Raw genomic sequence first — 22396 nt, forward strand, 5'->3', positions numbered from 1 at the left:
TCGGAGAGCGAAAAGCGAGAAGGGAGCCCTACAGTTCGCCGAGTTTCCGGAGGAGCTGCCCGCGGTACTCCTCGTCGGCGTTGAGACCCTTCATCTCGAGTACGTTGCGTTCGAGTTTGTCGAGGGCGACCCGGAAGGCGTGTTCCGCGCCGTACCCCTCACCGGAGCCGGCGACCTGCCCGTGGCTGGTGCGGAGTCGCACCTGCGACTGGATGAGCGGCGTGCCGCGGAGCTTCTCCTTGTGCTCGTGGAAGCGGACGTGCGCGTGGTGGACCTGCATCTCCTGGTACTTGTCGACGACCTCGGTGATCGACTCGACGAGTGCCTCGCGGGACATCGTATCGAGCAGGTCGATGTTCGTCACCTGGACGTCCATCTGCTCTCGTTCGGTGTAGGTGAGCGCACGCAACACGTCGGTCTTGGTGAGCACACCGATGACCTCGGCGTCGCTGTCGGTCGGCGTGACGACGAGTCCGGCGACGTCGCGGTCGAACATCTTCCGGACGGCGTCGTCGACCTGTTCGCCGGGGTTCGTCGTGAACACCGGACTCGTCATCAGGTCGTACACCGGCAGGTCGAGCATCCGGTCGATGTCGCCGCGACGGTCGCCCTTGCCCTGACGGTCCATCTTGCGGACGACGAAGTCGACGATGTCGTGCGTCGTCAGCACGCCCGTCAGTTTCCCGTTCTCGTTGACGACCGGGAGCCGAGAGATACCGTGCTCGCGCAGGCGGTTGATCGCCTTGCCGACGCGGTCCTCCTCGGTGACCGTGACGACGTCCTCGGTGTAGATCTGATCGACGGTCAGCGCGTCGAGGTTCTCCAGCACCGCCTCGAGGATCGCGTCGCCCGTGACCGTCCCCCAGAGCTTCTCGCCCTCGTAGACGGGGGCGATCTGCGTGTCGCCCTCGACGAGCATCCGCGCGACCTCGCGGACGTCCTCGTCGCGGTCGACCTTCGGGGCGGACTTCATCAGCGCCGCAGCCTTCGTGTCGTCGTCGATGTGAGATTGAATGAGCTGCTTCTCGCCGATGACACCCGCGTACTCGCCGTCTTCGACGACGATGATTCCTTTGGGGTTGTCCCGCTCGAAGATAGAACGGATCTTGCCCAGGCGCTCGTCGGACTCGACCTCGACGTGCTCCGGTATGGCAATATCAGTAATATTCATAGTCCAACGTCCTCCTACTCTGCGCGTACTCTTGAAAGTTCTTGCGCCGCACCGCAGTTTCCGACCCACGTCGACGCGTCACGACCGGTGGTCGGCTGCTCGTCCTGTCTCCCGGTCTGTCGCGACACCGGGGTCGGCAACGACGTCCTACCGCGGATCATTCGTCGCACACGTGGCGGTTCGGGTGGCTGGCTAGTATTTTTTCCGGCCATCCGGGCCGGGCGGTTCTGCGGGACGCTGGTCGGACCGCCGGGGTGGTATATAGATAGCTGCAACACCGAAGCACGAGACACATACGGGAGGGGGACGTATCTTCATTCCCGGTCGACGGATCGTTTCTTGACCCGGAGCGAAATCGGTCGACCGGTGGCATTCCGGCGTCGAACGGCCGCGATCTCGCGGCCGTTCTCACGCTTTCAGCGCCTCAGTTGTGTCGGTCGTTTCGTTTCTTCAGCGCCTCGCTTATTTCGTGTGCCGACCGAGTGAATGTGAACATTAAAATACCAGTGTAGTCTCTCCTCTCTTGCCCGTACGTCTTGTACGGGCAGCACCGGAATGCCACCACCGATTTCGGCCACACCCTCCTGGGTGTGGCTATCCGGTCTCGGCGTTGTGGTGCCGGATGTGGTCGTCTGACTCGCTCCTTCGGGACGGGGTAGATGGCCTACATCTGTCCTCGATCCGACGAGATCTCTCTCCGTGAGCCTCCGTTCTGTGTCGCTTCCCGTTCCGAGAGTTCCGACCACCTCGCTGCGCTACGACTCCCGTCTCCAGTCGAGACTACGGGTTCCTCTCTTCACTCTCGAGTTCAAATCTGCTCGGCACCATTTTCGACTCCACGGACTCCTCGCTTCGTCTCGTTCGCTTCGCTTACAGCGACTCCGCTCGTCGTTGCGAGAAATCAGAAAGTGGGTTGGGGCAGATTTGAACTGCCGGCCTCCTCCATGTCAAGGAGGTGTCATAACCAGACTAGACCACCAACCCGGTGTGCGTACAGTCGCTCGACGGTTCGGTGAGAAAGCCAGTGGGTTGGGGCAGATTTGAACTGCCGGCCTCCTCCATGTCAAGGAGGTGTCATAACCAGACTAGACCACCAACCCGGTGTGTGCTTACAATCACGCCCCGTCTGAGCGCACTCACACCTACCGCCGATTGGTAGTTGAACCTTTCGGAATCCCTCGCTGCCTCGCGATTTCGACGAAAGCGCCGGGGTGAGTCCGGTTCGCCCGCCGTTCTTCCGGCCGACCCCCCGTCGCCGGTCCTGTCGCCCCGACGCCCCTCCTGTGTGTGATTCTCCCGCGAGAGACTGTTCCGACGACAACCTTAAGTTGATGTACGAATTTGTACATCGTAAGACGAACTCGTACAATGATGGCTACAATGACGGACTACATCGAGCGGGTGACGGAGGGTGGGGATCTGACTCTCGAGGAGTCGCGGGACGCAGCGCGCATCGTCTTCGAGGACGCGACGGACGCACAGATCGGTGCGTTGCTGACGTCGTTGCGGTCCAAAGGCGAGACGGAGACCGAGATCGCAGGTTTCGCACAGGGGATGCGCGATGCCGCCCGCACGATCGACCCGGAGCAGGCACCGCTCGTCGACACCTGCGGAACCGGCGGCGACGACTACGACACGATCAACGTCTCGACGACGAGTGCGATCGTCGCCGCGGGCGCGGGTGCGGCGGTCGCCAAGCACGGCAACTACTCCGTCTCTTCTTCCTCCGGGAGTGCCGACGTGCTCGACGTAGCCGGCGTCAGCGTCGAGGCCGAACCGCCCGCGGTCGAGGAGGCGATCGAACGCGACGGGATCGGGTTCATGCTCGCTCCGGTGTTCCACCCGGCGATGAAGGCCGTCATCGGCCCGCGACAGGAGCTCGGTATCCGGACCGTGTTCAACATCCTCGGTCCGCTGACGAACCCCGCGGGCGCGGAGGCACAGGTGCTCGGCGTCTACGACGCCGACCTCGTCCCCGTCGTCGCTCGTGCGCTGGCACACATGCCCGTCGAACACGCGCTCGTCGTCCACGGGTCGGGGATGGACGAGATCTGCATCCACGACGAGACGGTCGTCGCCGAGGTGGAGGGCGAGGACGTCACCGAGTACACGCTCACACCCGAGGACCTCGGGCTCGACCGGGCACCCGTCTCGGCCGTCGCCGGCGGGACGCCACACGAGAACGCCGAGGACCTCGAAGGGATCGTGACGGGCGACGTCACCGGCCCGAAACGTGACATCATCCTCGCCAACGCGGGCGCGGCCGTCTACGTCGCCGGACTCGCCGACTCGCTCGAGACGGGGGTCGAACAGGCGCGCGAGGCCATCGACTCCGGCACCGCGGCCGAGAAACTGGACACTCTCCGCGGGGGCGCCGTCGAGGTCCCCCAGAGCGACTGATGGTCCGGGTGAAAGTCTGCGGCATCACGCGTGAGACGGACCTCCGCGCCGCGGTCGACGCCGGCGCAGACGCCGTCGGTCTCATCAGCGACGTCCCGGTCGACACGCCGCGCGACGTCGACCCGAGCGTCGCCGCCGAACTCGTCGCCGAGACACCGCCACTCGTCACGACGACGCTCGTGTTGATGCCGGAGTCGCCGAAACACGCCGTCGACCTCGCGCAGGTCGTCCAGCCCGACGTCGTCCAGCTCCACGCCGAGTTCGACCCAGAACAGCTCCAGTACGTCCGTGCGGAGTCCGACTGTAAGGTCGTCCCCGTCGTCGACAGCGAGGACGAACAGCTCGCGCACGCGTACGACGAAGTCGCCGACGCCGTCCTAGTCGACTCCACCTCGGAGTCGGGTGCCGGCGGCACCGGCGAGACCCACGACTGGGAACAGACGCGGCGTCTCGCCCGCTCGCTGTCCTCGCCGCTGATTCTGGCGGGAGGACTGACGCCGGAGAACGTCGCGGAGGCCGTCTCGGTCGTCGAGCCGTTCGCCGTCGACGTCGCAAGCGGCGTTGAGCGCGACGGCGGCGTGAAAGACCCCGAGGCCGTCCGCTCGTTCGTCGCGAACGCCGGCCGCGACCGCGAGGTGACACAGTGACGTCGGATCTCGAACACGGACGACACGACGGCGTGACGTTCGACCGCTCGAAGGAGGCGTTCTACGACCTCGTCGACTCGGCTGACGGCCCGGCGGTCGCCCGTATCGCCGCCACTCTCGACGTCGACGTCGCGCCGCTCACCGCCTACGCCGCACTCGCCGACGAGAGCGAGTACAGCTTCCTGCTGGAGAGCGCAGAGAAGGTCGCCTCCAGCGACCCGGCCGGTGCGTTCACCCCGGACGCCTCCTCGGCGGACCGACACGCACGCTTCTCGTTCGTCGGCTACGACCCCGAGGCCGTCGTCACCGTCACCCCCGACGACACCGAGGTCGACGCAGTCGACGACCGCGTCGCCGACCTGCTCTCGCCCGACGACGGCGACGTGCTCGACCGGCTCCGTGGGACGCTCCCCGACGTCGAACGGGTCGGCTTCCCCGACTCGGACCGCCAGCATCTCGACGGCGGCCTCGTCGGTTTCCTCGCGTACGACGCCGTCTACGACCTCTGGTTGGACGAAGTCGGCGTCGACCGGCCCGAAGTCGCAGACGAGACAGAGCGCCTGCCAGACGCCCAGTTCGTTCTCACGACCCGGACGCTCGTCTTCGACGAGAGCGACGGGACTCTCTCGCTGGTCTGCACGCCTATCGTCCACCCGGACGACGACGCGGCGGCAGTCTACGACGACCTCGCCGCGGAGGCGACGCGCGTCGCCTCGGTGCTCGCCGACGCCGACGAACCGGAGACCGGCGGGTTCCGGCGAACCGACGAGACCGCAGGCCCCCAGGCGGAGTACGAAGACGCCGTTCGACAGGCCAAACAGCACGTCCTCGACGGCGACATCTATCAGGGCGTCATCTCGCGGAAGCGCGAGTTGACTGGCGACGTCGACACGCTCGGTTTCTACGAGGCGCTTCGCGCGGTCAACCCCTCGCCGTACATGTACCTCCTCCAGCACGGCGACCGCTCTATCGTCGGCGCGAGTCCGGAGACGCTCGTCTCCGTGCAGGGGCGGCGGGTCGTCTCGAACCCTATCGCCGGGACGTGTGCTCGCGGGAACAGCCCCGTCGAGGACCGCCGTCTCGCCGGCGAGATGCTCGCCGACGACAAGGAGCGCTCGGAGCACACGATGCTCGTCGACCTCGCACGCAACGACGTCAGGCGGGTCTCCGAGGCTGGCAGCGTCCGCGTCGAGGAGTTCATGAACGTCCTGAAGTACTCGCACGTCCAGCACATCGAGTCGACGGTGACGGGGACGCTCGCGGCCGACTGCGACGTCGCCGAGGGAACCTCGGCGGGCCGACGGACGCGGTCCGTCGACGTCGACGAACAGGGTTCGTCGGGCAAGCAGACGCTGTCTGCTGACGCCTTCGACGCGACGCGCGCGGCGTTCCCCGCCGGGACGCTCTCGGGCGCACCGAAGGTCCGCGCGATGGAGATCATCGACGACCTCGAACGCAGCCCTCGGGGACTCTACGGCGGTGGCGTCGGCTACTACTCGTGGACCGGCGACGCGGACTTCGCCATCGTCATCCGGACGGCGACGATCGACCACGGCGTCGAGACCGGCCGCGGCGTCGAAGACCGCATCACGGTCCAGGCAGGTGCGGGTATCGTCGCCGACAGCGACCCGACGAAGGAGTACGAGGAGACCGAGAAGAAGATGGGCGGCGTGCTCGCCGCCGTCGACCGAATCGAGGAAGAGCCATGAAGCTGACCGTCGTCGACAACTTCGACTCGTTCACGTACAACCTCGTCGAGTACCTCTCCGAACAGCGGGTCGACGGGGAGAGCGTCGATGTCGAGGTGCTGAAGAACACCGCCTCGCTCGACGAGGTGCGGGCGACCGACCCCGACGCGCTGGTCATCAGTCCCGGTCCCGGCCATCCGGCAAACGAGCGAGACGTCGGCGTCACCGCACGGGTGCTCCGCGAGTTGAGTCCCGAAGTTCCGACGTTCGGCGTCTGTCTCGGGCTGGAGGCGGCCGTCTACGAGTACGGCGGCTCCGTCGGCCACGCACCCGAACCGATCCACGGGAAGGCGTTCCCCGTCGACCACGACGGACGGGGCGTCTTCGTCGGACTCGACCAGGGGTTCCAAGCGGGGCGCTACCACTCGCTCGTCGCCACGGAGGTGCCCGACTGCTTCGAGGTGTCGGCGACGACCGACCACTTCGGAACCGAACTCGTGATGGGCGTCCGCCACCGCGAACACCCCATCGAGTGCGTCCAGTTCCACCCCGAGAGCGTCCTCACCGCCGTCGGCCACGACGTCGTCCGCAACTTCCTCACCGAGTGTGTCGCCGACGCGGCAACCGTCGTCGAGGCCGAGTGAGGTCACTCGTCGGTCGGTCACGGTCGGTCACGATCGAGAACGGGTCGGTCGAGTCGGCGGTCAGATCGCCCTGTCCACTTCTGACGGCGCGCTTACAGGAGTCCCGGAGCGAACATCGACACCACCAGCAGGACGCCGACGACGAGGGCGGCGATGGTGACGAGTCGCCACGCGACGTGGAGCAGTAGTCGACCGACGAGGACGACGGCACCGACGCCGACGAGGACGACGAACAGCTGTCCGAGCGGCGTCTCGAAGATGCCGCCGGCCTGTAGCAACACCGGGAGGACACTCGCGAGGGCGGGGTGTATCATACGTAGAGTAACTACCACGAAGAAGATAAGTCTGTGGGAGAGAGGAGATACTTCCGCCGCCGAAACAGTCCGCTGACGCGGGACTGTGCGAGACTCGCTCTCCGTTCGACGGCCTGAAGTCGAAAACCACTTTCACCCTGGTCTGAATACTATTATATCCGCTGGACGGTTAGTTACGAACGAAGCGCCCTCACCGCGTGAACGCAAGAAACCCCCCGAGAGACGTCCTTGTGCAACCGTGTTTGAACTAACACAAGTGAAGTCGCACCGTTTATCAGGGTGGCTTCGTATGAGTTTCCCGTTACAAATGAACGTAGAGAGAACCACGTCACACGTCGGAAACGACCGGCACGCACACGCTGCCGGCGAGGAGGAAGATAGATGAGCGACGCGGACATCTCCGCGGAGGAGCTTCGACTCCCGATCAAGCGAACCGACGGCGAGACGCTGGCCGAGCGGATGACCGGCAACGCGTACAACAACATCCTGCCGGCCCGCTATCTCCGGAAGAACGCCGACGGCGAACTGACCGAGACGCAGGAGGATCTGTTCCCGCGCGTCGCCAAGAACATCGCCCTCGCAGAGGCCGTCTTCGCGGCCGACCAGCGCGACGTCGAGGTCACCGTCACGCCCTCCCAGCTGAAGCCCGACCACCCCCGCCGCGACGAACTCGCCGGCGAGGTCTTCGGGAAGGGAACCAGCGTCGACGACGACATCGAGACGACGCTCTCCGTCTACAACGTCAACAAGTTCGCCTACGACACGGTCGTTCCGGAGCTCCCCGCGGAGATCCGCGCCGTCGTCGAGGAGAAGCGCGAGTCGTTCCAGGGGCTGATGGAGAACCTCTCGTTCATGCCGAACTCGCCGACGCTGATGAACGCCGGCGACGAACTCCAGCAGCTCTCGGCGTGTTTCGTCGACTCGCCGGACGACGACATCACCGACATCCACCAGACCGCCAAGGAGGCGGCCGAAGTGTTCCAGTCCGGCGGCGGGATGGGGTACGCCTTCTGGCGACTCCGCCCGTACGGCGACGCCGTGGGTTCGACCGGCGGCATCGCCTCCGGCCCCATCACGTTCATGCGGACGTTCGACCAGATGTGCGAGACCATCGCGCAGGGCGGTGCCCGCCGCGGTGCCCAGATGGGCGTCATGCGCGTCAGCCACCCCGACGTCATCCAGTTCATCCACGCGAAGAACAAGGACGTCTCGCTGGCGAACACGCTCCGCCTGAACGACCCCGACGACTTCACGCACACCAAGTTCGCCGACGCGCTCGACGAGGCGCGCGAACTCATCGACGAGGACGGCAAGGTGCCGAAGCATCTGCGCAACGCCGTCGAGGGCCACCTCTCGAACTTCAACATCTCCGTCGGCGTCACCGACGACTTCATGGAGGCGCTCTACGAAGAGGAGGAGTTCACCTTCACCAACCCCCGCACGGAGGAACCCCACGTCGCGACGCCGCAGACGAAAGAGCTCTACGAGATGTTCGGTCTCGGCGAGTACGTCGAGGTCGGAGAGGTACTCTCGATCCCCGCCGAAGAGCTCTGGAACCACATCGTCGAAGGTGCTCACGAGAACGGCGAACCGGGCATCATCTACCTCGAACGCGTCAACAAGCAGCACTCCTTCGACGTCGAGGAGCACCCCGGCCACCGCATCCTCGCGACGAACCCCTGCGGCGAGCAACCCCTCGAGGAGTACGAGGCGTGTAACCTCGGTCACATCAACCTCTCGACGCTCGCGGCGACGAACGCCCCCGACTGGCGCGTCTGGTCGGAGGCCCACCGCGACGAGTACGACTCCGAGACGGAGGCCGTCGAGGCCTTCCTCGAGGATGCACTCGACTGGGAGGAGTTCGACCACCGCATCGAGACGGGGACGCGCTTCCTCGAGAACGTCGTCACGATGTCGGACTTCCCGGTGCCCGAGATCGAACAGAAGGTCCGCGACATGCGGAAGATCGGCCTCGGCGTCATGGGGCTGGCCCAACTCTACATCCAACTCGGCATCCGCTACGGGAGCGATGCAGGAAACGAGGTCGCCGAACAGGTGATGACCCACATCAACCACCGCTCGAAGTGGGCCTCCCACGAACTCGCCGAGCAGCGCGGTCCGTTCAACGACTGGGACGACTCGAAGTACGCCGACCCGACGGAGTACCGCGAGTGGTTCGAGCACCACACCGGCCTCGACGCCGACGAGTGGGCAGACGGCTTCTCCGTCCGCAACCACAACACGACTACCATCGCCCCGACGGGGACGACATCGATGGTCGGCAACACGACGGGTGGCTGTGAACCCATCTACAACGTCGCCTACTACAAGAACGTCTCCGACGACGTGCAGGGCGACGAGATGCTCGTCGAGTTCGACGACTACTTCCTGCGCGTCCTGGAGGCCAACGACATCGACGTCGAGGCCGTCAAGCGCGAGGCACAGGAGCAGATGGCCGACAACGAGTTCGACGGCGTCGACTCCCTCTCGTCCGTTCCCGACGCCATCTCCGAACTGTTCGTCGTCACCGCCGACCTCACCGGCAAGCAGCACGCGGCCGTCCAGTGTGCCTGCCAGCAGGGCGTCGACTCCGCCATCTCGAAGACCTGTAACTTCCCCAACTCCGCGTCTGTGGAGGATATGGACGAGGTCTACCGCTACATCTACGACCACGGCGGGAAGGGCGTCACCGTCTACCGCGACGGCACCCGCTCGAAGCAGGTGTTGACGACGCGTGCGAAGAACGCCGACTTCGCCGACGACGGCGAGGCCGCGGAGACGCTCGTCGCCCAGATCGAGGAGGTCTTCGGCGGCCTCGAAGGGTTCCTCGACAACGAGGAGGTCCGCGCCGCCCTCGGCGACGAGTTCAGCTTCGAGGACCGTACCGGCGACGCCTACGCACAGGAACGACCGCGTCCCGACGTGCTCCACGGCGTCACCCAGCGCATCGACACCGGCTACGGGAAGATGTACGTCAACATCAACGAGGACGACGAGGGCGAACCGTTCGAACTGTTCGCCACCATCGGCAACTCCGGTGGGTTCACCAACTCCTTCACCGAGGCGCTCGCGAAGGTCATCAGCTACTCGCTGCGCTCGGGCGTCGACCCGCGGGAGATCGCCAGCGACCTGCAGGGGATCCGCAGCCCGAAGGTCGCCTGGGACAAGGGTGAGCAGATCAACTCCATCCCCGACGCGATCGGCGTCGCCATGCGCCGCTACCTCGACGGCGAGATCGACAAGCCGTACCCGAAACAGCAGAGCCTGACCGAGATCGAAGAGGAGGCGACCGGCGTCGCCGACGCGCCCGAACCCGACGGCGGCGCGGCGACGACGTCCGGACCCTCCGACGACGCGACGCAGGACCTGCTCGAGGCCGGCGAGAGCCCCGAGTGCCCCGAGTGTGGCAACATGACGCTGTACTTCTCAGAGGGCTGCAAGACCTGCGAGTCCTGCGGCTGGTCGGAGTGTTAGGGCAGTCCGCTTCGGTCGGCTAACTCTCCTCTCTCCCTTCTCGTTCTCTCTCTCTCCCGTAGCGCCCGCGTTCGAGTCGCCACGAGTCGACGCGGCGGCCCCCAAGCTTTCAGGTGACTCATCTGTACACCCCACACTCCATGATACACATCGAGTCGACGCGAGAGGCGACTCCGTTCGGGGAGCGGTCTCGGAGGTGCGAGGCAGTCGAGAGACGCGACGGTCGCGAGAACGACGGCGTCCGGACCGCGGCAGTCGCGGTCACGGCAGCGTCCAGGACCGGAGTATGAGTTCGGCACCACAGGACTCCACCGAGGGAACGATCCTCCAGCGGACGGGGTCACGGCTGTCGAAGCGGGTCGAGCGGTGGATGCCGAGCCCGTTCATCTTCGCTATCCTCCTCACGTACGTCGTCTTCGTCGCCGGAGTGCTGGTTCAGGGGAGCGGACCGGTGCAGATGGTGCAGTACTGGTTCGACGGCTTCTGGGTGCTGCTGTCGTTCACGATGCAGGCGGTACTGGTGCTCGTGACCGGGTTCGTCGTCGCCTACCACCCGTTCGTCCAGAACCAGATCAAGCGGCTGCTGTCGATACCGTCGACCGGGAGACAGGGGATCCTGCTGGTCGCGCTGCTCGCGATGGTGACGGCGTGGTTCCACTGGGGGCTCGGCCTCATCGTCGGCGCCCTCCTCGCTCGCGAGATGGGGCGACAGGGCCACGAACGGGGGCTGGATATCCACTACCCGCTGCTCTGTGTCGCGGGGTACATGGGACTGGCGCTCACGTGGAACATGGGGCTCTCGGGGGCGTCCGCCCTCCTGATGAACACGCCGGACAACGTCTTCGTCCGGCGGGGGATCGTCGACGGGCTGGTCCCCGTCACCCAGACGATCTTCCACCCGTACATGATCGTGCTGCTGGTGTTCGGCATCCTCTACTCGCTGGTCGCGCTGTACCTCCTCTCGCCGCCGGACGCCGAGTCAGAGGGGATCACGGAGTTCCTCCCCGCGAGCGAGTTGACCGAGGAGACCGTCGAGGCCGGCGACACGACGACCACCGACGGCGGCACGGCGACCGAGACGGACCGTCCCTCGACGACCGACCAGGGCGTCGAGAGCGACCGTCCAGCGGAGCAGACCACCGAGTCGCAGACGCCGGCCGACCGCCTCAACAACAGTCGGCTGATCGGCGGGACGATCGCGCTGACCGGCGTCGTGTTCGCGATCTACACGTTCGCCACTCAGGGACTGAACGCCCTCAACCTCAACACGGTGAACTTCTCGTTTCTGTTCATCGGGCTGGCGCTGTTCACGCGACCGCAGGCCTACGAGGAGCGGTTCTCGGCGGCGGTCGAGTCGACCGGCGACATCATACTCCAGTTCCCGTTCTACGCCGGCATCATCGGGATGACCTCGAACTCGGGGCTCGCGGAGACGATCGCGCAGTCTATCGTAGGGCTGGCCGGAGCCGAGACGCTTCCGGCCGCCGTCGTGCTCGTGTCGGCGGCGGTCAACACGTTCGTCCCGTCGGGCGGCGGCGAGTGGACCGTCATCGGCCCGATCGTCATCCCGGCGGCGAAAGATCTCGGCGTCCCGGTCGGACAGACGGTGATCGCCTACACGTTCGGTGCGTCGCTCGCGGACCTCGTCCAGCCGTTCTGGGCGCTCCCGCTGCTCGCCATCACCGACATGCGTGCGCGCGACATCTTCGGTTACGCGATAATGATGCTGGTGTTGACGCTCCCGGTCATCCTCGTCGCCGTCGTCGTCGTCCCGTACTCGGGGTTCTGGGGGTCGCTCCCGATCTGACCGGGAGACCAGAGGGCGACGATTCACCGTTCCGGCCGACGGTCCGCACCCCTCGCGTGGGAAACCTCTTTGTCGTCCCGACGCCGACTCCCGACCGTGAGCGACGAGACGGTCGAACACGGCGGTCGTCCCTGCCCGATGTGTGAGGAGCCGATGTACCACCGCCACTGCAAGTACGTCTGTCCGCAACACGGCGTCGTCTACGACTGTGCGGACACGTTCTACTGATGAGCGAGACGGTTCACTGACTGTCGGTGAGTTGGAACGAGGGAGTGCGGGGGCGTCTCCCCCGCGCGATTTCTTGTTCGCCGTGGCGCGAAACGTTATGTCGGAGCCACCCTTAGAGAACGTACATAGTATGCGCGGGATTGACATGACTCGACTAACGAGAGTGCCGCCAGTCTCTCCGCCATGGTAGACGAGGACCAGATCGCGCGGAGCAAGCAGATTCAGCAGCGAACGGGAAAGACGTTCCACTTCGCGACGCGACTGCTCCCGAAGCGAGTCAGAGAGGCGACCTACGTGCTCTACGCGTTCTTTCGCGTCGCAGACGAGGTCGTCGACGACGCCGACCGCGCAACCCCTGACGAACAACGCGAGACGCTCGAACGCCTCCGGGCGGAGGCGCTGGGGCGGCAGGAGAGCGACGACGACGTCCTGTCGGCGTTCTCCGAGATGCGCGAGCAGTACGGCATCGACGACGAGGACGTCGACGTCTTCATCGACGCGATGCTGACCGACATCACGAAGCGTCGCTACGAGACGTACGAGGAACTCGAGGCGTACATGGACGGGTCGGCGGCCGCCGTCGGACGGATGATGACCGCCGTGATGGACCCCGAGGAGGCCGAGAAGGCGCTCCCGCACGCGACGGCGCTCGGCGAGGCGTTCCAGCTCTCGAACTTCCTGCGAGACGTCCGGGAGGACGTCGTCGAACGCGACCGTATCTACCTGCCGCAGACGACGCTCGAACAGTACGACGTCACGAACGAGCAGATCCGGAACTTCGAGATGGACGACCGGTTCGCGGCCGTCATGCGGACAGAAATCCACCGCGCGGAGCAGCTCTACGAGGAGGGCGTCGCCGGCATCAGATATCTCCCCGAGGACTGCCAGTTCGCCGTCCTCCTGGCGGCGGTGCTCTACGCCGATCACCACCGGCTGATCCGCAAACGAGACTACGACGTCCTCTCGAAGACGCCACAGCTGAGCACCGCTCGGAAGGCGTTTCTCGGCGCGAAGACGTGGCTCCACTGGCAGTTCAACAAAGACCCCGAGACGGTGTTCCGCAAGGTGAGCTCCCTCTCGTATCCCGACGCTCGGCCGAGCGGACCGGAACCCGCAGAGCGGCTGCCGACGCGGTAGCCGACCGACTCTTCTGTCTCCCCCTCACTCGCTCCGCCACCACGTCAATCGCTCCGCCACCACGTCGGCGACGACGGTAACCGAAACAACCGCGAGTCGAACCGCTCGGTCCGGACGAGCCCGACGCCGAACGCCGCGGCGACGGCGACGGCCGCCCAGTTGCTGTCCCACGCGTTGATCCCGCCCCAGAGGATGACGAAGCTCACGAGGTCGTCGAGCATGAACTCACAGCTCGACAGTCTCGCGAGCAGGTCGCCGCGGTCGAAGGCCCAGTCGAGGACGACGACGGCCACAGTGGAAGAGAGCACCCACCCGGCGTAGTTCGACAGCGGGACGCCGTAGAACGCCCCGCCGTTCGGATAGACCCAGAAGCCGAGTGCGACCGCGCCGGGGTCGAGCACGACGTCCATGAGCAGGACGGTGACGATGACGACTGGCAGTCGAACCGCCATTCGGTCCGCTCGCGGGCCGAGTAGCAGCAAACAGAGCAGGTACGCGTTCATCACCAGCGGGAGGAAGAACACCGGGAGCGCCAGCGGAATCCCGCCGAGCGTGGGGCCGAGTTCGACGCCGTAGAAAAAGTCGCCGTAGGGCCACCCGGTGTGGACGCCGACGTACTCGATGGCGTAGGCGTACCCCGCGAGCGCGAGCACCCCGGCGAGCGCTCTCTTCCCCATCGTCGGGACGACGCCGGCGACGAGCGGCGCGCGCATGACGAGTGTCCCGAAGAGGACGAGGAAGGGGTTGAACGAGAGCGGGTCGGGGAGCCACCCCATCGCGCTCGCGACGAGCAACACCGCCCCGTTCAGCGGGAAGAACACCGAGACGGTGAAGCGGTTCTCCCGAATCAGGCGGTCGAGCCACGCCTCGGCCTCCCGTCGGGTCTCGGGGACCGACTCGAAGGCGGTCAGATCAGCCATAGACGACCTCCCAGAGGCCACCCAGCGTCAGCAGCATCCCGACGACCGTGTTCAGCGCCGGATACCACCAGTAGGCGCGTTCGACGTCGACGCCGGCGCGCGTGATGCCGAAGACGGCGACCGGGTAGGCGAGCATCAGCGCCCCGAGTCGGAGATCGAGCGTCCCGAATGCGACTGCGGCGAGCAGCCACGTCAGCGCACAGTACCAGTAGGTACGCGTCTCGCCGAGGTAGGTCGCGGTCGTCTGGATGCCCGCCTCGCGGTCGGGGTCGATGTCGGGGATGGCCGAGAACGTGTGCATCCCCATCGTCCAGAGCCAGCCACCGACGACGGCGGCGAGCGGCGGGTTCGCACCCGCGACGGCCGCGTAGGCGGCGACACCGGGCAGGATGTACAGCCCGTTCGACAGCGAGTCGAGGAACGGCGTCGTCTTGAACCGCAGCGGCGGGGCGCTGTACTCGACGCCGAGGAAGAAGAACCCGGCCAGCCACGGCCACGCGACTGGCGGCGTCAGCGCGAACGTGGCGAGACCGAGCAGGCCGCTGACGACGACGGCGGCGACGACGGTGCGGTCGCCCCGATACCGAACCTCCTTCTCGTCTTTCTTCGGGTTCGCCGCGTCGACGTCGGCGTCGAAGACGTCGTTGACGCCGTAGAGCAGCACGTTCGCCGGGAGGAGGAAGTACGCGAACAGCGCGAGCACCTCCGGAACGAACAGCTCCGCCACCGTCTCGGCGGCGAACGCGACGCCGACGACGACGGGCCCGGCGAGATAGAGCCAGAACCGCGGCCGCGAGAGTTTCAGGAGATAGCGGAGCGTAGTCATCGTCGGCTCACTTCGCGGGCGTCGTCTTGCCCACCGACTCGGCGGTCAGTCGACCGCTGATGAGACACATCGGAACGCCGATGCCAGGAGTCGTGTACGACCCGGTGAAGTAGAGGCCGTCCACCTCCGTCGAGGCGTGTGGCGGCCGCAGCAGCGCCGTCTGGGTGAGCGTGTGAGCGAGGCCGAGCGCCGTCCCCTGTCGACTGTTGTATCGGTCGGCGAAGTCGTCGATACAGAACGACTCCTCGAGGACGATCCGGTCGCGGAGGTCGACGCCGGTGTTTTCGGCGACGTCGTCGAGCACGAGATCGCGGTACTGGCTGCGAATCTCGGGGGTGTCTTCCAGCCCGGGCGCGATGGGGACGAGGGCGAACAGGTTGCTGTGGCCCTCGGGGGCGACGGTTTCGTCGGTCTTCGAGGGGACACAGAGGTAGTAGGCGGGGTCGTCGGGCCACTCGGGGTCCTCGAAGATCCGGTCGAAGTGTTCGTTCCAGTCGGTCGGGAGCACGAGCGTGTGGTGCTCCAACTCCTCGACGTCGCCCTCGACGCCGAGATAGAGCAGGAACGCCGAGGGGGCGTAGGTACGAGAGTCCCAGTAGTCGGCGCTGTACTGGCGTTTCTCCGGCGGGAGGAGCTCCTGTTCGGTGTGGGCGTAGTCGGCGTCGCTGACGACGACGTCCGGGAAGAACGCATCGTCGTCGGTGCGGACGACGAACGCCCCGCGCCGACCGCGAATCTCTCGCACCTCGGCGTCGGTGTGGAACGTCACGCCCAACTCCTCGGCCAACTCGACGATACCGTCGACGACGCCGCCCAGTCCGCCCTCGGGGTAGTAGACGCCGAGGTTGAAGTCGACGTGGCTCATCAGGTTGTAGAGCGCGGGCGTGTTGGTCGGCGCACCCCCGAGGAAGACGAGGGTGTACTGCATGATCTGTTGGAGTTTCGGGTGGTCGAAGTAGTCCTCGACGTGGCCCTGCATCGACCCGACGAGCGAGAGCCCCCAGGAGTATCGCAGGACGTCCGGGTCGACGTAGTCGCGGAGGTTCGGGCGGTCGGTGTAGACGAAGTGGTCCATCCCGATCTGGTAGTTCCGTTTGGACTTCTGCAGATAGTCGTCGAACGCCTCCGCGCCGCCGGGTTCGTACGACTCGAACGTCCGGCGGTTCTCCTCGAGGTCCGGCACCATGTCCACGCGGTCGCCGTCCTTGAAGAAGATGCGGTAGTGGGGGTCCAGCCGGGTGAGCCCGTAGTACGCCGAGGGATGCTCGCCGAAGTCGGCGAAGAAGTGCTCGAAGACGTCGGGCATCAGATACCACGACGGCCCCATGTCGAACCGGAACCCGTCGCGTTCGAGGCGACTCGCCCGCCCGCCGAGCTGTTCGTTCTTCTCCAGGACGGTGACGTCGGCACCGGCCTGGGCGAGGTAACACGCCGTCGAGAGGCCGCCGAACCCGCTGCCGACGACGACGACGGAGTCGCCGTCGACCGCACTGAGGTCCGTCGTGAGGTGGCGCTTCTCCGGGTCGAGCCCGGAGTCGCCGTCGAAGTCGTACGAGCGAGTAGTGTCGCCAGACGAAGAGAGAGAGCCGTCGCCGTAGTCCGAGACCGAATCCATGGACCACTCTAAGGACGTGGCAAGCATAAAATAACTGACCCACCCGATGGACTGCCGCCATCGCGTCGACCGGTTCTCCGATCCGGCCGTCGTCCGCGCCGTCCAGTGACCGTCGTCCGCGCCGTCCGTCTCACGTAGTTTTAGGTCGAGTTCGTCCGTACCGCCCGCATGAACGGCAAGACAGTCGTCGTCACCGGCGGGAGTCGAGGTCTCGGCAAGGCGGTCGCGGGCGTGTTCGCCGACGCCGGTGCGCGAGTCGTCGTCTGTGCGCGAGAGACCGACGAACTCGACGCGGCCGTCACGGAACTCGCGGATGTCGGCGGTGACGTGACAGGCGTCCGTGCGGACGTCCGCGACGAGTTCGACGTCGAGCGGCTGATGGAGACGGCAGTGCGCGGAACCGACGGTCTCGACGTCGTCGTCGCCAACGCCGGCACCATCCACGGCACGCCCGGTGCGATTCCCGTCGACGAGGAGTCCTACACCGCCTTCGACGACACGCTCCGGACGAACGTCCGCGGGGTCTTCGCGACGATCAAAGAGGCGCTGCCGCACATGTCGTCCGACGGCCGCGTGCTGGTCCCCTCGGGGTCCGTCGCCCACGACGCGAAAGCCGGAATGGGGAGCTACGCCGTCTCGAAGGCGGCGGCCGAAGCAGTCGCCCGCGGGTTCGCCGCCGACGTCGAGCAGACGGTCGGCGTCGTCGACCCCGGACTGGCGGCGACGGAGTTGACGGGCGGACAGGGCCGCCACCCTGCCGACCTCGCGCCGCTGTATCGCTGGGCGGCGACGGAACTCGCCGCCGAGGAGTTAGACGGACAGCGAGTGACGGTCAAACAGTGGAAACAGGCGACGCGGTGACTCACCGGGTCCGGTTGTGGTCGTGATCCGGGAGTGACGAGGAGTGAGAGACGAGACGAACCTGTCGCTCGACGGCCGAAATCCAAAAGAGAAGCGAGTCGATTACTCGTCGTCGACGAGGACGGCGTTGACCTGACCGTTCTGACCGGGACGGGAGGTGACGCGGGCCGTTCCGAGGTCCGTCTCGATGATGGCGCCCTTCGTGATGATGTTTCGGCGGACGTAGTTGATGTTCGCCGGGTTGTCGACGACGTTCTCGATGGTGGCGGAGTTCGTCTCGCCGCCGTCGGCGACCTGCGCGACGTTCGTCGAGAGCGCGCGCACCTTCGTCTCGTTGCCGCGGGAGTCGATGACGCGGAACCGGGGTTCGCCGACCGTCGTCTCGGTCGGTTCACGACCGAGCTGGTAGCGCTTCTTCTTGCGGAAGTGCTTCAGTCGACCGCCGGTACGCTTTCGCTTGGAGCGTCCCTGATCTTTCATACCGGGTAAGACTGCCAGCAACTACTTGAATGAACCGAATCGGGACCGGAGCGCCCGTCTCACTGCAGCAGGCTCGACTGCCACACGTCTCTCACTCTCGAGATTCGCTCGGCGCTCGGTCCCCGCCGACGAGATTATCAACTCTCCCTGTGTAGCAGACAGTCATGAGCAAGCGAACGATCGGTCGGCGGAACGTCGAACGGCAGCATCCGCCGGACGCCCATCTCGGAACGACTATCGTCGACGCCGTCAGCGACGCGACGGGAGTTCCGGTCCCGGAGATGGACTCAGAGCTGAACGACTACGTCGACCCGGACGCACTCGACGCGCTGTTCGCCGACCGGTTCGACGGTACACCGCGAGAGGGTGGTCTCCTCATCTTGTCCATGTACGGCTGTAAGGTCCGCGTCCACGGCGACGGGCGGGTCGTCGTCACGCCGAAGTGAGCGTTCGTCCCGACAGTCCATTCAGCAACGTTTAGTGCGCTGGTCGTCCGTCCTCCACCAATGAGTCTCGACGTCGCCGTGGCCGTTCCGTTCCGACAGAAGGGGAAGACGCGACTCGGCGAGGGCGCGTTCGTCGTCGCACTCTCGTTGGACCGCGACTGGTTCTCGCCGGACCAGGCGAAACGCCTCATCGACGTCGCGGCCGGTCGCGGACTGGTCTCCCGCGAAGACGGCGAGGTCGTCGCCGAGTTCGACCCGAACGCCGTCGACGTCCCCGAGAACTTCACGCCCGACGCCTCCGTCCTCCGCGAGCAGTCGACGTTCGAGCTGATCCTCGACGCGCTCGTCGCCGCCGGCCACGAGAAACAGACGGTCGTCGCCACCGTCAACGAGCGCCAGCGCGACCTCGGCGTGACGCTCGAGACGGCCGCGGTGCTCTACGCTCGTCGCAACGGCGTCGACGTCCCGAACGCGGCCGAGAAAGCGCGCGGCGAACTCGTCGAGTCCTAGCGTTCGGGTCGGAAGACGCGCATCGTGTCCCGGTCGGTCGACCGCGACGCCGTCTGAACGAACCCGAGGTCGGTGAACACCGCCTCCCAGTCGCGGTAGTAGAGGGGGAACTCGTCGTGGACGTAGTTGACTCCCTGCTCGGCGTCGCTCCCGGCGGTCTCGCCCGTGCGTCCCTCGCTTCCACCCTCGACGTCTCCGTCCGTACGTCCGTCTCCGCTCTTCTCTTTGCTCTCGTCTCCGGATCCCTCGTTCTCGACGGTGACGAGGAGGTCGGCGGCGATCCGTGCGACGTCGGCGAACACGTCGCTGTCGTCCGGATGGATGTGCTGGAGCGTCTCGACCGAGTAGACGACGTCGAAGCGGTCGTCTTCGACCGACGGGAGGAACGACTCGATGGCGTCGACCTGGAACGTCCCCTGCGAGGCGAGGTCGGGGTAGTTGTCGGCCATCACATCGAACGCCTCGTCGTTGATGTCGACGCCGTGGAGGTCGTGATAGCCGTGGTCGAGCAGGTGTGCGAGATGTCGCCCCGAACTACAGCCGAGTTCGAGGATCGACGCGTCGCTGTCGACGGCGTCGTCGAGGACGGCCCGGAGCGACTCGCTGGTCTCGTCTGGCCCGTAGTAGGCGTAGTAGTCCGGCGAGTACGCTCCCGACCGCTCCTCCCACTCCCGACGGACGTCGTTGGAATCCACGTCTACCGACACCGGGCGCAGTCGGATAAAGCCTCGTTAGCGTGCCCGTCGCGGGCGAGAAACGACGAATACGGGAGAGCCCCGCCCGAATCGACCCGAGACGTCGACGTCGACACCCCGAGAACCGACGGAACCACGGCGACTGCCGACCGTTTCCGCCGGATCGGAGAACAGCGGTCGACGAAGCCACCGCCGTGATACCACGACCCGCACAAGCCTTAATTAGGTCCCTCTACTGTGTTCAAGAGCAATGGCGAAAGGCGAAGTTGATTTCTTCAACGACACAGGCGGCTACGGTTTCATCTCGACGGACGACGCGGACGACGACGTGTTCTTCCACATGGAAGACATCAGCGGTCCGGACCTCGAAGAGGGTCAGGAAGTCGAATTCGAGATCGAGCAGGCTCCCAAGGGCCCGCGCGCGAAGAACCTGACCCGACTTTAAACTAGTTTAGTACGCTGCTCACGCGGCAAAACGACCCCACATTCTCACTATCTCACGCTGGCCAGCGGGACGCTCGCTCGCCGAGTCGAACACGCTATCCGTCGCCCCGAGCAACGACGAGTATGGTCGAAGACCGTCTCCGCGACGGGACGCGCGTCGCACAGTTACTCGCCTCCGAGATCGAGGGTAACGGCGGCGCACTGGCATCGCTCGTCGTCAGCGACGCCGACCCGGACGTCGAACCGACTGCCGACGGCGCACTCGCCTACGTCGTCCGCGACGAGGAGACCGACGAGCGAGTCGCCGAGGTGTACGTCCAGCAGGACCGCGCCCGCGTCGAGTTCCTCGTCGGCCAAGACGCTGCCGCCGACGTCGGAGAGGGGCAGGACCTCCGCGTTCGACCGAAGGCGGTCCGTCCCCCGCGGACGCTCGTCTTCGTCGAGGACGGCGCGCAGGTGAAGTGGATTCTCCCCGTCTTCGAGGCGGTGTTGACGGCACACGGCGAAGAGTAGACTTTTGTTCGCGGTCTGTGGCGGTTGTGGTATGTCCGCCGTCGCAGACGCCCTCCAGCACCCTGCGGTCAGCATCGCCGTCGCACTCGGGTTCCTCCTGCTCGTCGTCTCCGGACTCGGGTTCGCCTCCGTGTTCGGTGGCGTCGCGCTCCTCCTCTCTCTCGCCATCACCGCGTTCGTGCTCTGGTTGTTTTGGCGACTCGTGCAGGCCGTAGAGCGCATCGCCGCTGCGACCGAGGCTCTCGCCACAGCGTCGACCGTCACCGACGACGACTGACCGGCATCCCCACCCTTTTAGCCGCGGCGTCCCCCTCACCCCACAATGACGCTCGACCCCGTCCACGTCGACGGCATCGCGCGACTGGCCTCCGCCATCGCCGACGGCGTGGACGACAGCGACCACGACGGGTTCGCGGAGACCGTCTGGAGCGACTGGCTCGACCCGCTGCACAGAAGCGGTCGGACGGTGATTGAACCGCTCGGCGAACAGCGGTTACAGGCGGCCGCCATCGACGACGTCGCGCTCGCGGAGACGCCGTTCCCGACGGTCCACGGCCTCGACTCGGGGACGATTAACCCGACGACGTTCAAGAACGGCCTCGTCCTCGACGTCGCGCAGGCGGCGATGGCCTGCGTCCCGACCGACCTCGACCTCCACCGTTCGCGGAGCCTCGTCGCCACCGTCCACTCCAACGACGCGACCGCCCACTTCCCCGAAGACTGGGTCCACTACGACGACGGCTACGGCCGCCGGCGCGTGCTACACGCGCCCCGCGTCTCGCGGTTCGCCGAGGGCGTCGTCCACGCACTCTCGCTGTATCTGGCCGAGAGCGACCACGCGCTCGTCCACGCCAACACCGTCGAGGACCTGCTCCTGCTCGATGGCCCACTGTATCCGAAAGAACTGCTGAATTGGCAGGACCGCGACGCGGAGTTGGGCGAACTCGCCCGCGAGGCAAAGCCCCGCAGTATCGTCGAGAACTACGTCCGTCTCGTCGAGACGTTCGTCGAGAAGGACGTCCCGCTCGCCGGCTTCATCAAGAACCCCTCGTCGAAGCTCGTCACGCAGACCGTCCGCGACAAGGGCGTCGACGCCCCGTGGGCCGACGACACGGCGCTGTTCGCGCGACTGCTCGAACGCCGGGAGGACGGCGAGCGACTGACCGACGACCTCACCTTCACCTCGTGGTTCGTCTCCCGCGGGGGGTCCGACCGGACGCTCGCCGCTGACGGCGACGCCCTCGGTGTCGAACGGAGGTTGGATCCGAAGCAGTACGAGGTGACGTTCTTCGTCGTCTACGAACCGCGACGCGACCTGCTCTATCGGGTCGAGGCACCCTACGCGTTCACCAAGGACCCCGAGACTCGGCAGGCGCTGACGACGCAGGTGTTGCGCGACGTCGCCGTCGCGCGCGGGCCGCCGGAGGCGATCGACAAGGCCGACGAACTCGCCCGCGTGGGCGCACGGGAGAAGACGGCACTCCGTCGAAAGCTGGAGGACCACTTCGAGACGGAGTCGGTCAAGACGTACGACGACGCTCGGTGGGGCGCGGAGTACTGATAGGGGTTATCGTCG

22 protein-coding genes and 2 tRNA genes are annotated in these 22396 nt (G+C 66.1%); 15 read left to right on the top strand and 9 right to left on the bottom strand.

The window, feature by feature from the left end:
• Nucleotides 1-28 precede the first annotated feature (28 nt).
• The 3 genes from EOHIBHHM_RS12240 to EOHIBHHM_RS12250 form a co-directional block, all read right to left on the bottom strand.
• Entirely contained in the window at nt 29-1171 is a 1143-nt protein-coding gene (locus tag EOHIBHHM_RS12240) for a CBS domain-containing protein (protein WP_497250948.1), read from the bottom strand.
• A gap of 909 nt (nt 1172-2080) precedes the next feature.
• Nucleotides 2081-2155: transfer RNA gene (locus EOHIBHHM_RS12245), tRNA-Val, on the bottom strand.
• A 41-nt stretch (nt 2156-2196) separates the two neighbouring features.
• A tRNA-Val gene (locus tag EOHIBHHM_RS12250) sits at nt 2197-2271 on the bottom strand.
• Between the two features lie 280 nt (nt 2272-2551).
• Between EOHIBHHM_RS12250 and trpD the strand changes: the two genes are divergently transcribed.
• From trpD to trpG, 4 genes are read left to right on the top strand one after another with little or no spacing between them, the layout of a single operon-like run.
• Nucleotides 2552-3571, top strand: coding sequence for an anthranilate phosphoribosyltransferase (gene trpD / locus EOHIBHHM_RS12255; RefSeq protein ID WP_497256989.1), 1020 nt, complete (start codon nt 2552-2554; stop codon nt 3569-3571).
• Nucleotides 3571-4218 (top strand): phosphoribosylanthranilate isomerase, encoded by a 648-nt coding sequence (locus EOHIBHHM_RS12260; protein WP_497250950.1) that lies wholly within the window; start codon nt 3571-3573, stop codon nt 4216-4218. Before trpD ends, EOHIBHHM_RS12260 begins: the two co-directional genes overlap by 1 nt.
• A complete protein-coding gene (locus tag EOHIBHHM_RS12265; protein WP_497250952.1) occupies nt 4215-5927 on the top strand; it encodes an anthranilate synthase component I in 1713 nt (570 codons plus the stop codon). The genes EOHIBHHM_RS12260 and EOHIBHHM_RS12265 overlap by 4 nt, the downstream gene beginning before the upstream one ends.
• Nucleotides 5924-6550, top strand: a complete 627-nt coding sequence (trpG, locus tag EOHIBHHM_RS12270) for an anthranilate synthase component II (protein ID WP_497250954.1) — start codon at nt 5924-5926, stop codon at nt 6548-6550. Before EOHIBHHM_RS12265 ends, trpG begins: the two co-directional genes overlap by 4 nt.
• Before the next feature lie 92 nt (nt 6551-6642).
• Here the strand turns inward: trpG and EOHIBHHM_RS12275 are convergent, their stop codons facing one another.
• Nucleotides 6643-6864, bottom strand: coding sequence for a DUF8029 family protein (locus tag EOHIBHHM_RS12275; protein ID WP_497250956.1), 222 nt, complete (start codon nt 6862-6864; stop codon nt 6643-6645).
• Between the two features lie 381 nt (nt 6865-7245).
• Between EOHIBHHM_RS12275 and EOHIBHHM_RS12280 the strand changes: the two genes are divergently transcribed.
• From EOHIBHHM_RS12280 to EOHIBHHM_RS12295, 4 genes are all read left to right on the top strand, one after another.
• Nucleotides 7246-10338: an adenosylcobalamin-dependent ribonucleoside-diphosphate reductase gene (locus EOHIBHHM_RS12280; protein ID WP_497250958.1), complete on the top strand. Its 3093-nt coding sequence runs from the start codon at nt 7246-7248 to the stop codon at nt 10336-10338.
• A gap of 286 nt (nt 10339-10624) precedes the next feature.
• Nucleotides 10625-12145 (top strand): short-chain fatty acid transporter, encoded by a 1521-nt coding sequence (locus EOHIBHHM_RS12285; RefSeq protein WP_497250960.1) that lies wholly within the window; start codon nt 10625-10627, stop codon nt 12143-12145.
• 96 nt (nt 12146-12241) lie between these two features.
• The gene (locus tag EOHIBHHM_RS12290) at nt 12242-12373 is read left to right on the top strand and encodes an HVO_2523 family zinc finger protein (protein ID WP_497250962.1); all 132 of its coding nucleotides are present in this window, start codon (nt 12242-12244) and stop codon (nt 12371-12373) included.
• Nucleotides 12374-12556: 183 nt separating this feature from the next.
• Nucleotides 12557-13510, top strand: a complete 954-nt coding sequence (locus tag EOHIBHHM_RS12295; RefSeq protein ID WP_497250964.1) for a phytoene/squalene synthase family protein — start codon at nt 12557-12559, stop codon at nt 13508-13510.
• Nucleotides 13511-13554: 44 nt separating this feature from the next.
• Here the strand turns inward: EOHIBHHM_RS12295 and cruF are convergent, their stop codons facing one another.
• Genes cruF through crtID form a run of 3 tightly spaced genes read right to left on the bottom strand, consistent with a single transcriptional unit; the run spans nt 13555 to nt 16871 of the window.
• Nucleotides 13555-14430, bottom strand: coding sequence for a bisanhydrobacterioruberin hydratase (gene cruF / locus EOHIBHHM_RS12300; RefSeq protein WP_497250966.1), 876 nt, complete (start codon nt 14428-14430; stop codon nt 13555-13557).
• Nucleotides 14423-15256: a prenyltransferase gene (locus EOHIBHHM_RS12305; RefSeq protein ID WP_497250968.1), complete on the bottom strand. Its 834-nt coding sequence runs from the start codon at nt 15254-15256 to the stop codon at nt 14423-14425. Before EOHIBHHM_RS12305 ends, cruF begins: the two co-directional genes overlap by 8 nt.
• A 7-nt stretch (nt 15257-15263) precedes the next feature.
• On the bottom strand, nt 15264-16871 hold the full coding sequence (crtID, locus tag EOHIBHHM_RS12310) for a bifunctional phytoene desaturase/3,4-desaturase (protein WP_497250970.1): 1608 nt from the start codon (nt 16869-16871) through the stop codon (nt 15264-15266).
• Between the two features lie 168 nt (nt 16872-17039).
• Here crtID and EOHIBHHM_RS12315 point away from each other — a divergent pair, with 168 nt between their 5' ends.
• Nucleotides 17040-17732, top strand: a complete 693-nt coding sequence (locus tag EOHIBHHM_RS12315) for an SDR family NAD(P)-dependent oxidoreductase (protein ID WP_497250972.1) — start codon at nt 17040-17042, stop codon at nt 17730-17732.
• A 102-nt stretch (nt 17733-17834) separates the two neighbouring features.
• On the opposite strand, the gene EOHIBHHM_RS12320 is transcribed toward EOHIBHHM_RS12315, so the two are convergent.
• Nucleotides 17835-18212 (bottom strand): 30S ribosomal protein S8e, encoded by a 378-nt coding sequence (locus tag EOHIBHHM_RS12320; protein ID WP_497250974.1) that lies wholly within the window; start codon nt 18210-18212, stop codon nt 17835-17837.
• Between the two features lie 164 nt (nt 18213-18376).
• Here EOHIBHHM_RS12320 and EOHIBHHM_RS12325 point away from each other — a divergent pair, with 164 nt between their 5' ends.
• Nucleotides 18377-18658: a HalOD1 output domain-containing protein gene (locus tag EOHIBHHM_RS12325; protein ID WP_497250976.1), complete on the top strand. Its 282-nt coding sequence runs from the start codon at nt 18377-18379 to the stop codon at nt 18656-18658.
• 60 nt (nt 18659-18718) lie between these two features.
• Nucleotides 18719-19168: a DUF2240 family protein gene (locus EOHIBHHM_RS12330; protein WP_497250978.1), complete on the top strand. Its 450-nt coding sequence runs from the start codon at nt 18719-18721 to the stop codon at nt 19166-19168.
• Here the strand turns inward: EOHIBHHM_RS12330 and EOHIBHHM_RS12335 are convergent.
• A complete protein-coding gene (locus EOHIBHHM_RS12335; protein WP_497250980.1) occupies nt 19165-19863 on the bottom strand; it encodes a class I SAM-dependent methyltransferase in 699 nt (232 codons plus the stop codon). The two genes, EOHIBHHM_RS12330 and EOHIBHHM_RS12335, sit on opposite strands and share 4 nt — an antisense overlap.
• A 250-nt stretch (nt 19864-20113) precedes the next feature.
• On the opposite strand from EOHIBHHM_RS12335, the gene EOHIBHHM_RS12340 reads away from it, so the two are divergent.
• The 4 genes from EOHIBHHM_RS12340 to EOHIBHHM_RS12355 all read left to right on the top strand — a co-directional run bounded on the left by EOHIBHHM_RS12340 (nt 20114) and on the right by EOHIBHHM_RS12355 (nt 22381).
• Complete coding sequence (locus EOHIBHHM_RS12340) at nt 20114-20308, top strand: cold-shock protein (RefSeq protein WP_089820879.1); 195 nt, start codon at nt 20114-20116, stop codon at nt 20306-20308.
• Nucleotides 20309-20430: 122 nt separating this feature from the next.
• A complete protein-coding gene (locus tag EOHIBHHM_RS12345) occupies nt 20431-20820 on the top strand; it encodes a DUF7993 family protein (RefSeq protein ID WP_497250982.1) in 390 nt (129 codons plus the stop codon).
• A 31-nt stretch (nt 20821-20851) separates the two neighbouring features.
• Complete coding sequence (locus tag EOHIBHHM_RS12350; protein WP_497250984.1) at nt 20852-21097, top strand: DUF8066 domain-containing protein; 246 nt, start codon at nt 20852-20854, stop codon at nt 21095-21097.
• Between the two features lie 45 nt (nt 21098-21142).
• On the top strand, nt 21143-22381 hold the full coding sequence (locus tag EOHIBHHM_RS12355) for a DNA double-strand break repair nuclease NurA (protein WP_497250986.1): 1239 nt from the start codon (nt 21143-21145) through the stop codon (nt 22379-22381).
• The last annotated feature ends 15 nt before the right edge of the window (nt 22382-22396 follow it).

It is taken from the genome of Halogranum roseipondis (assembly GCF_059695585.1).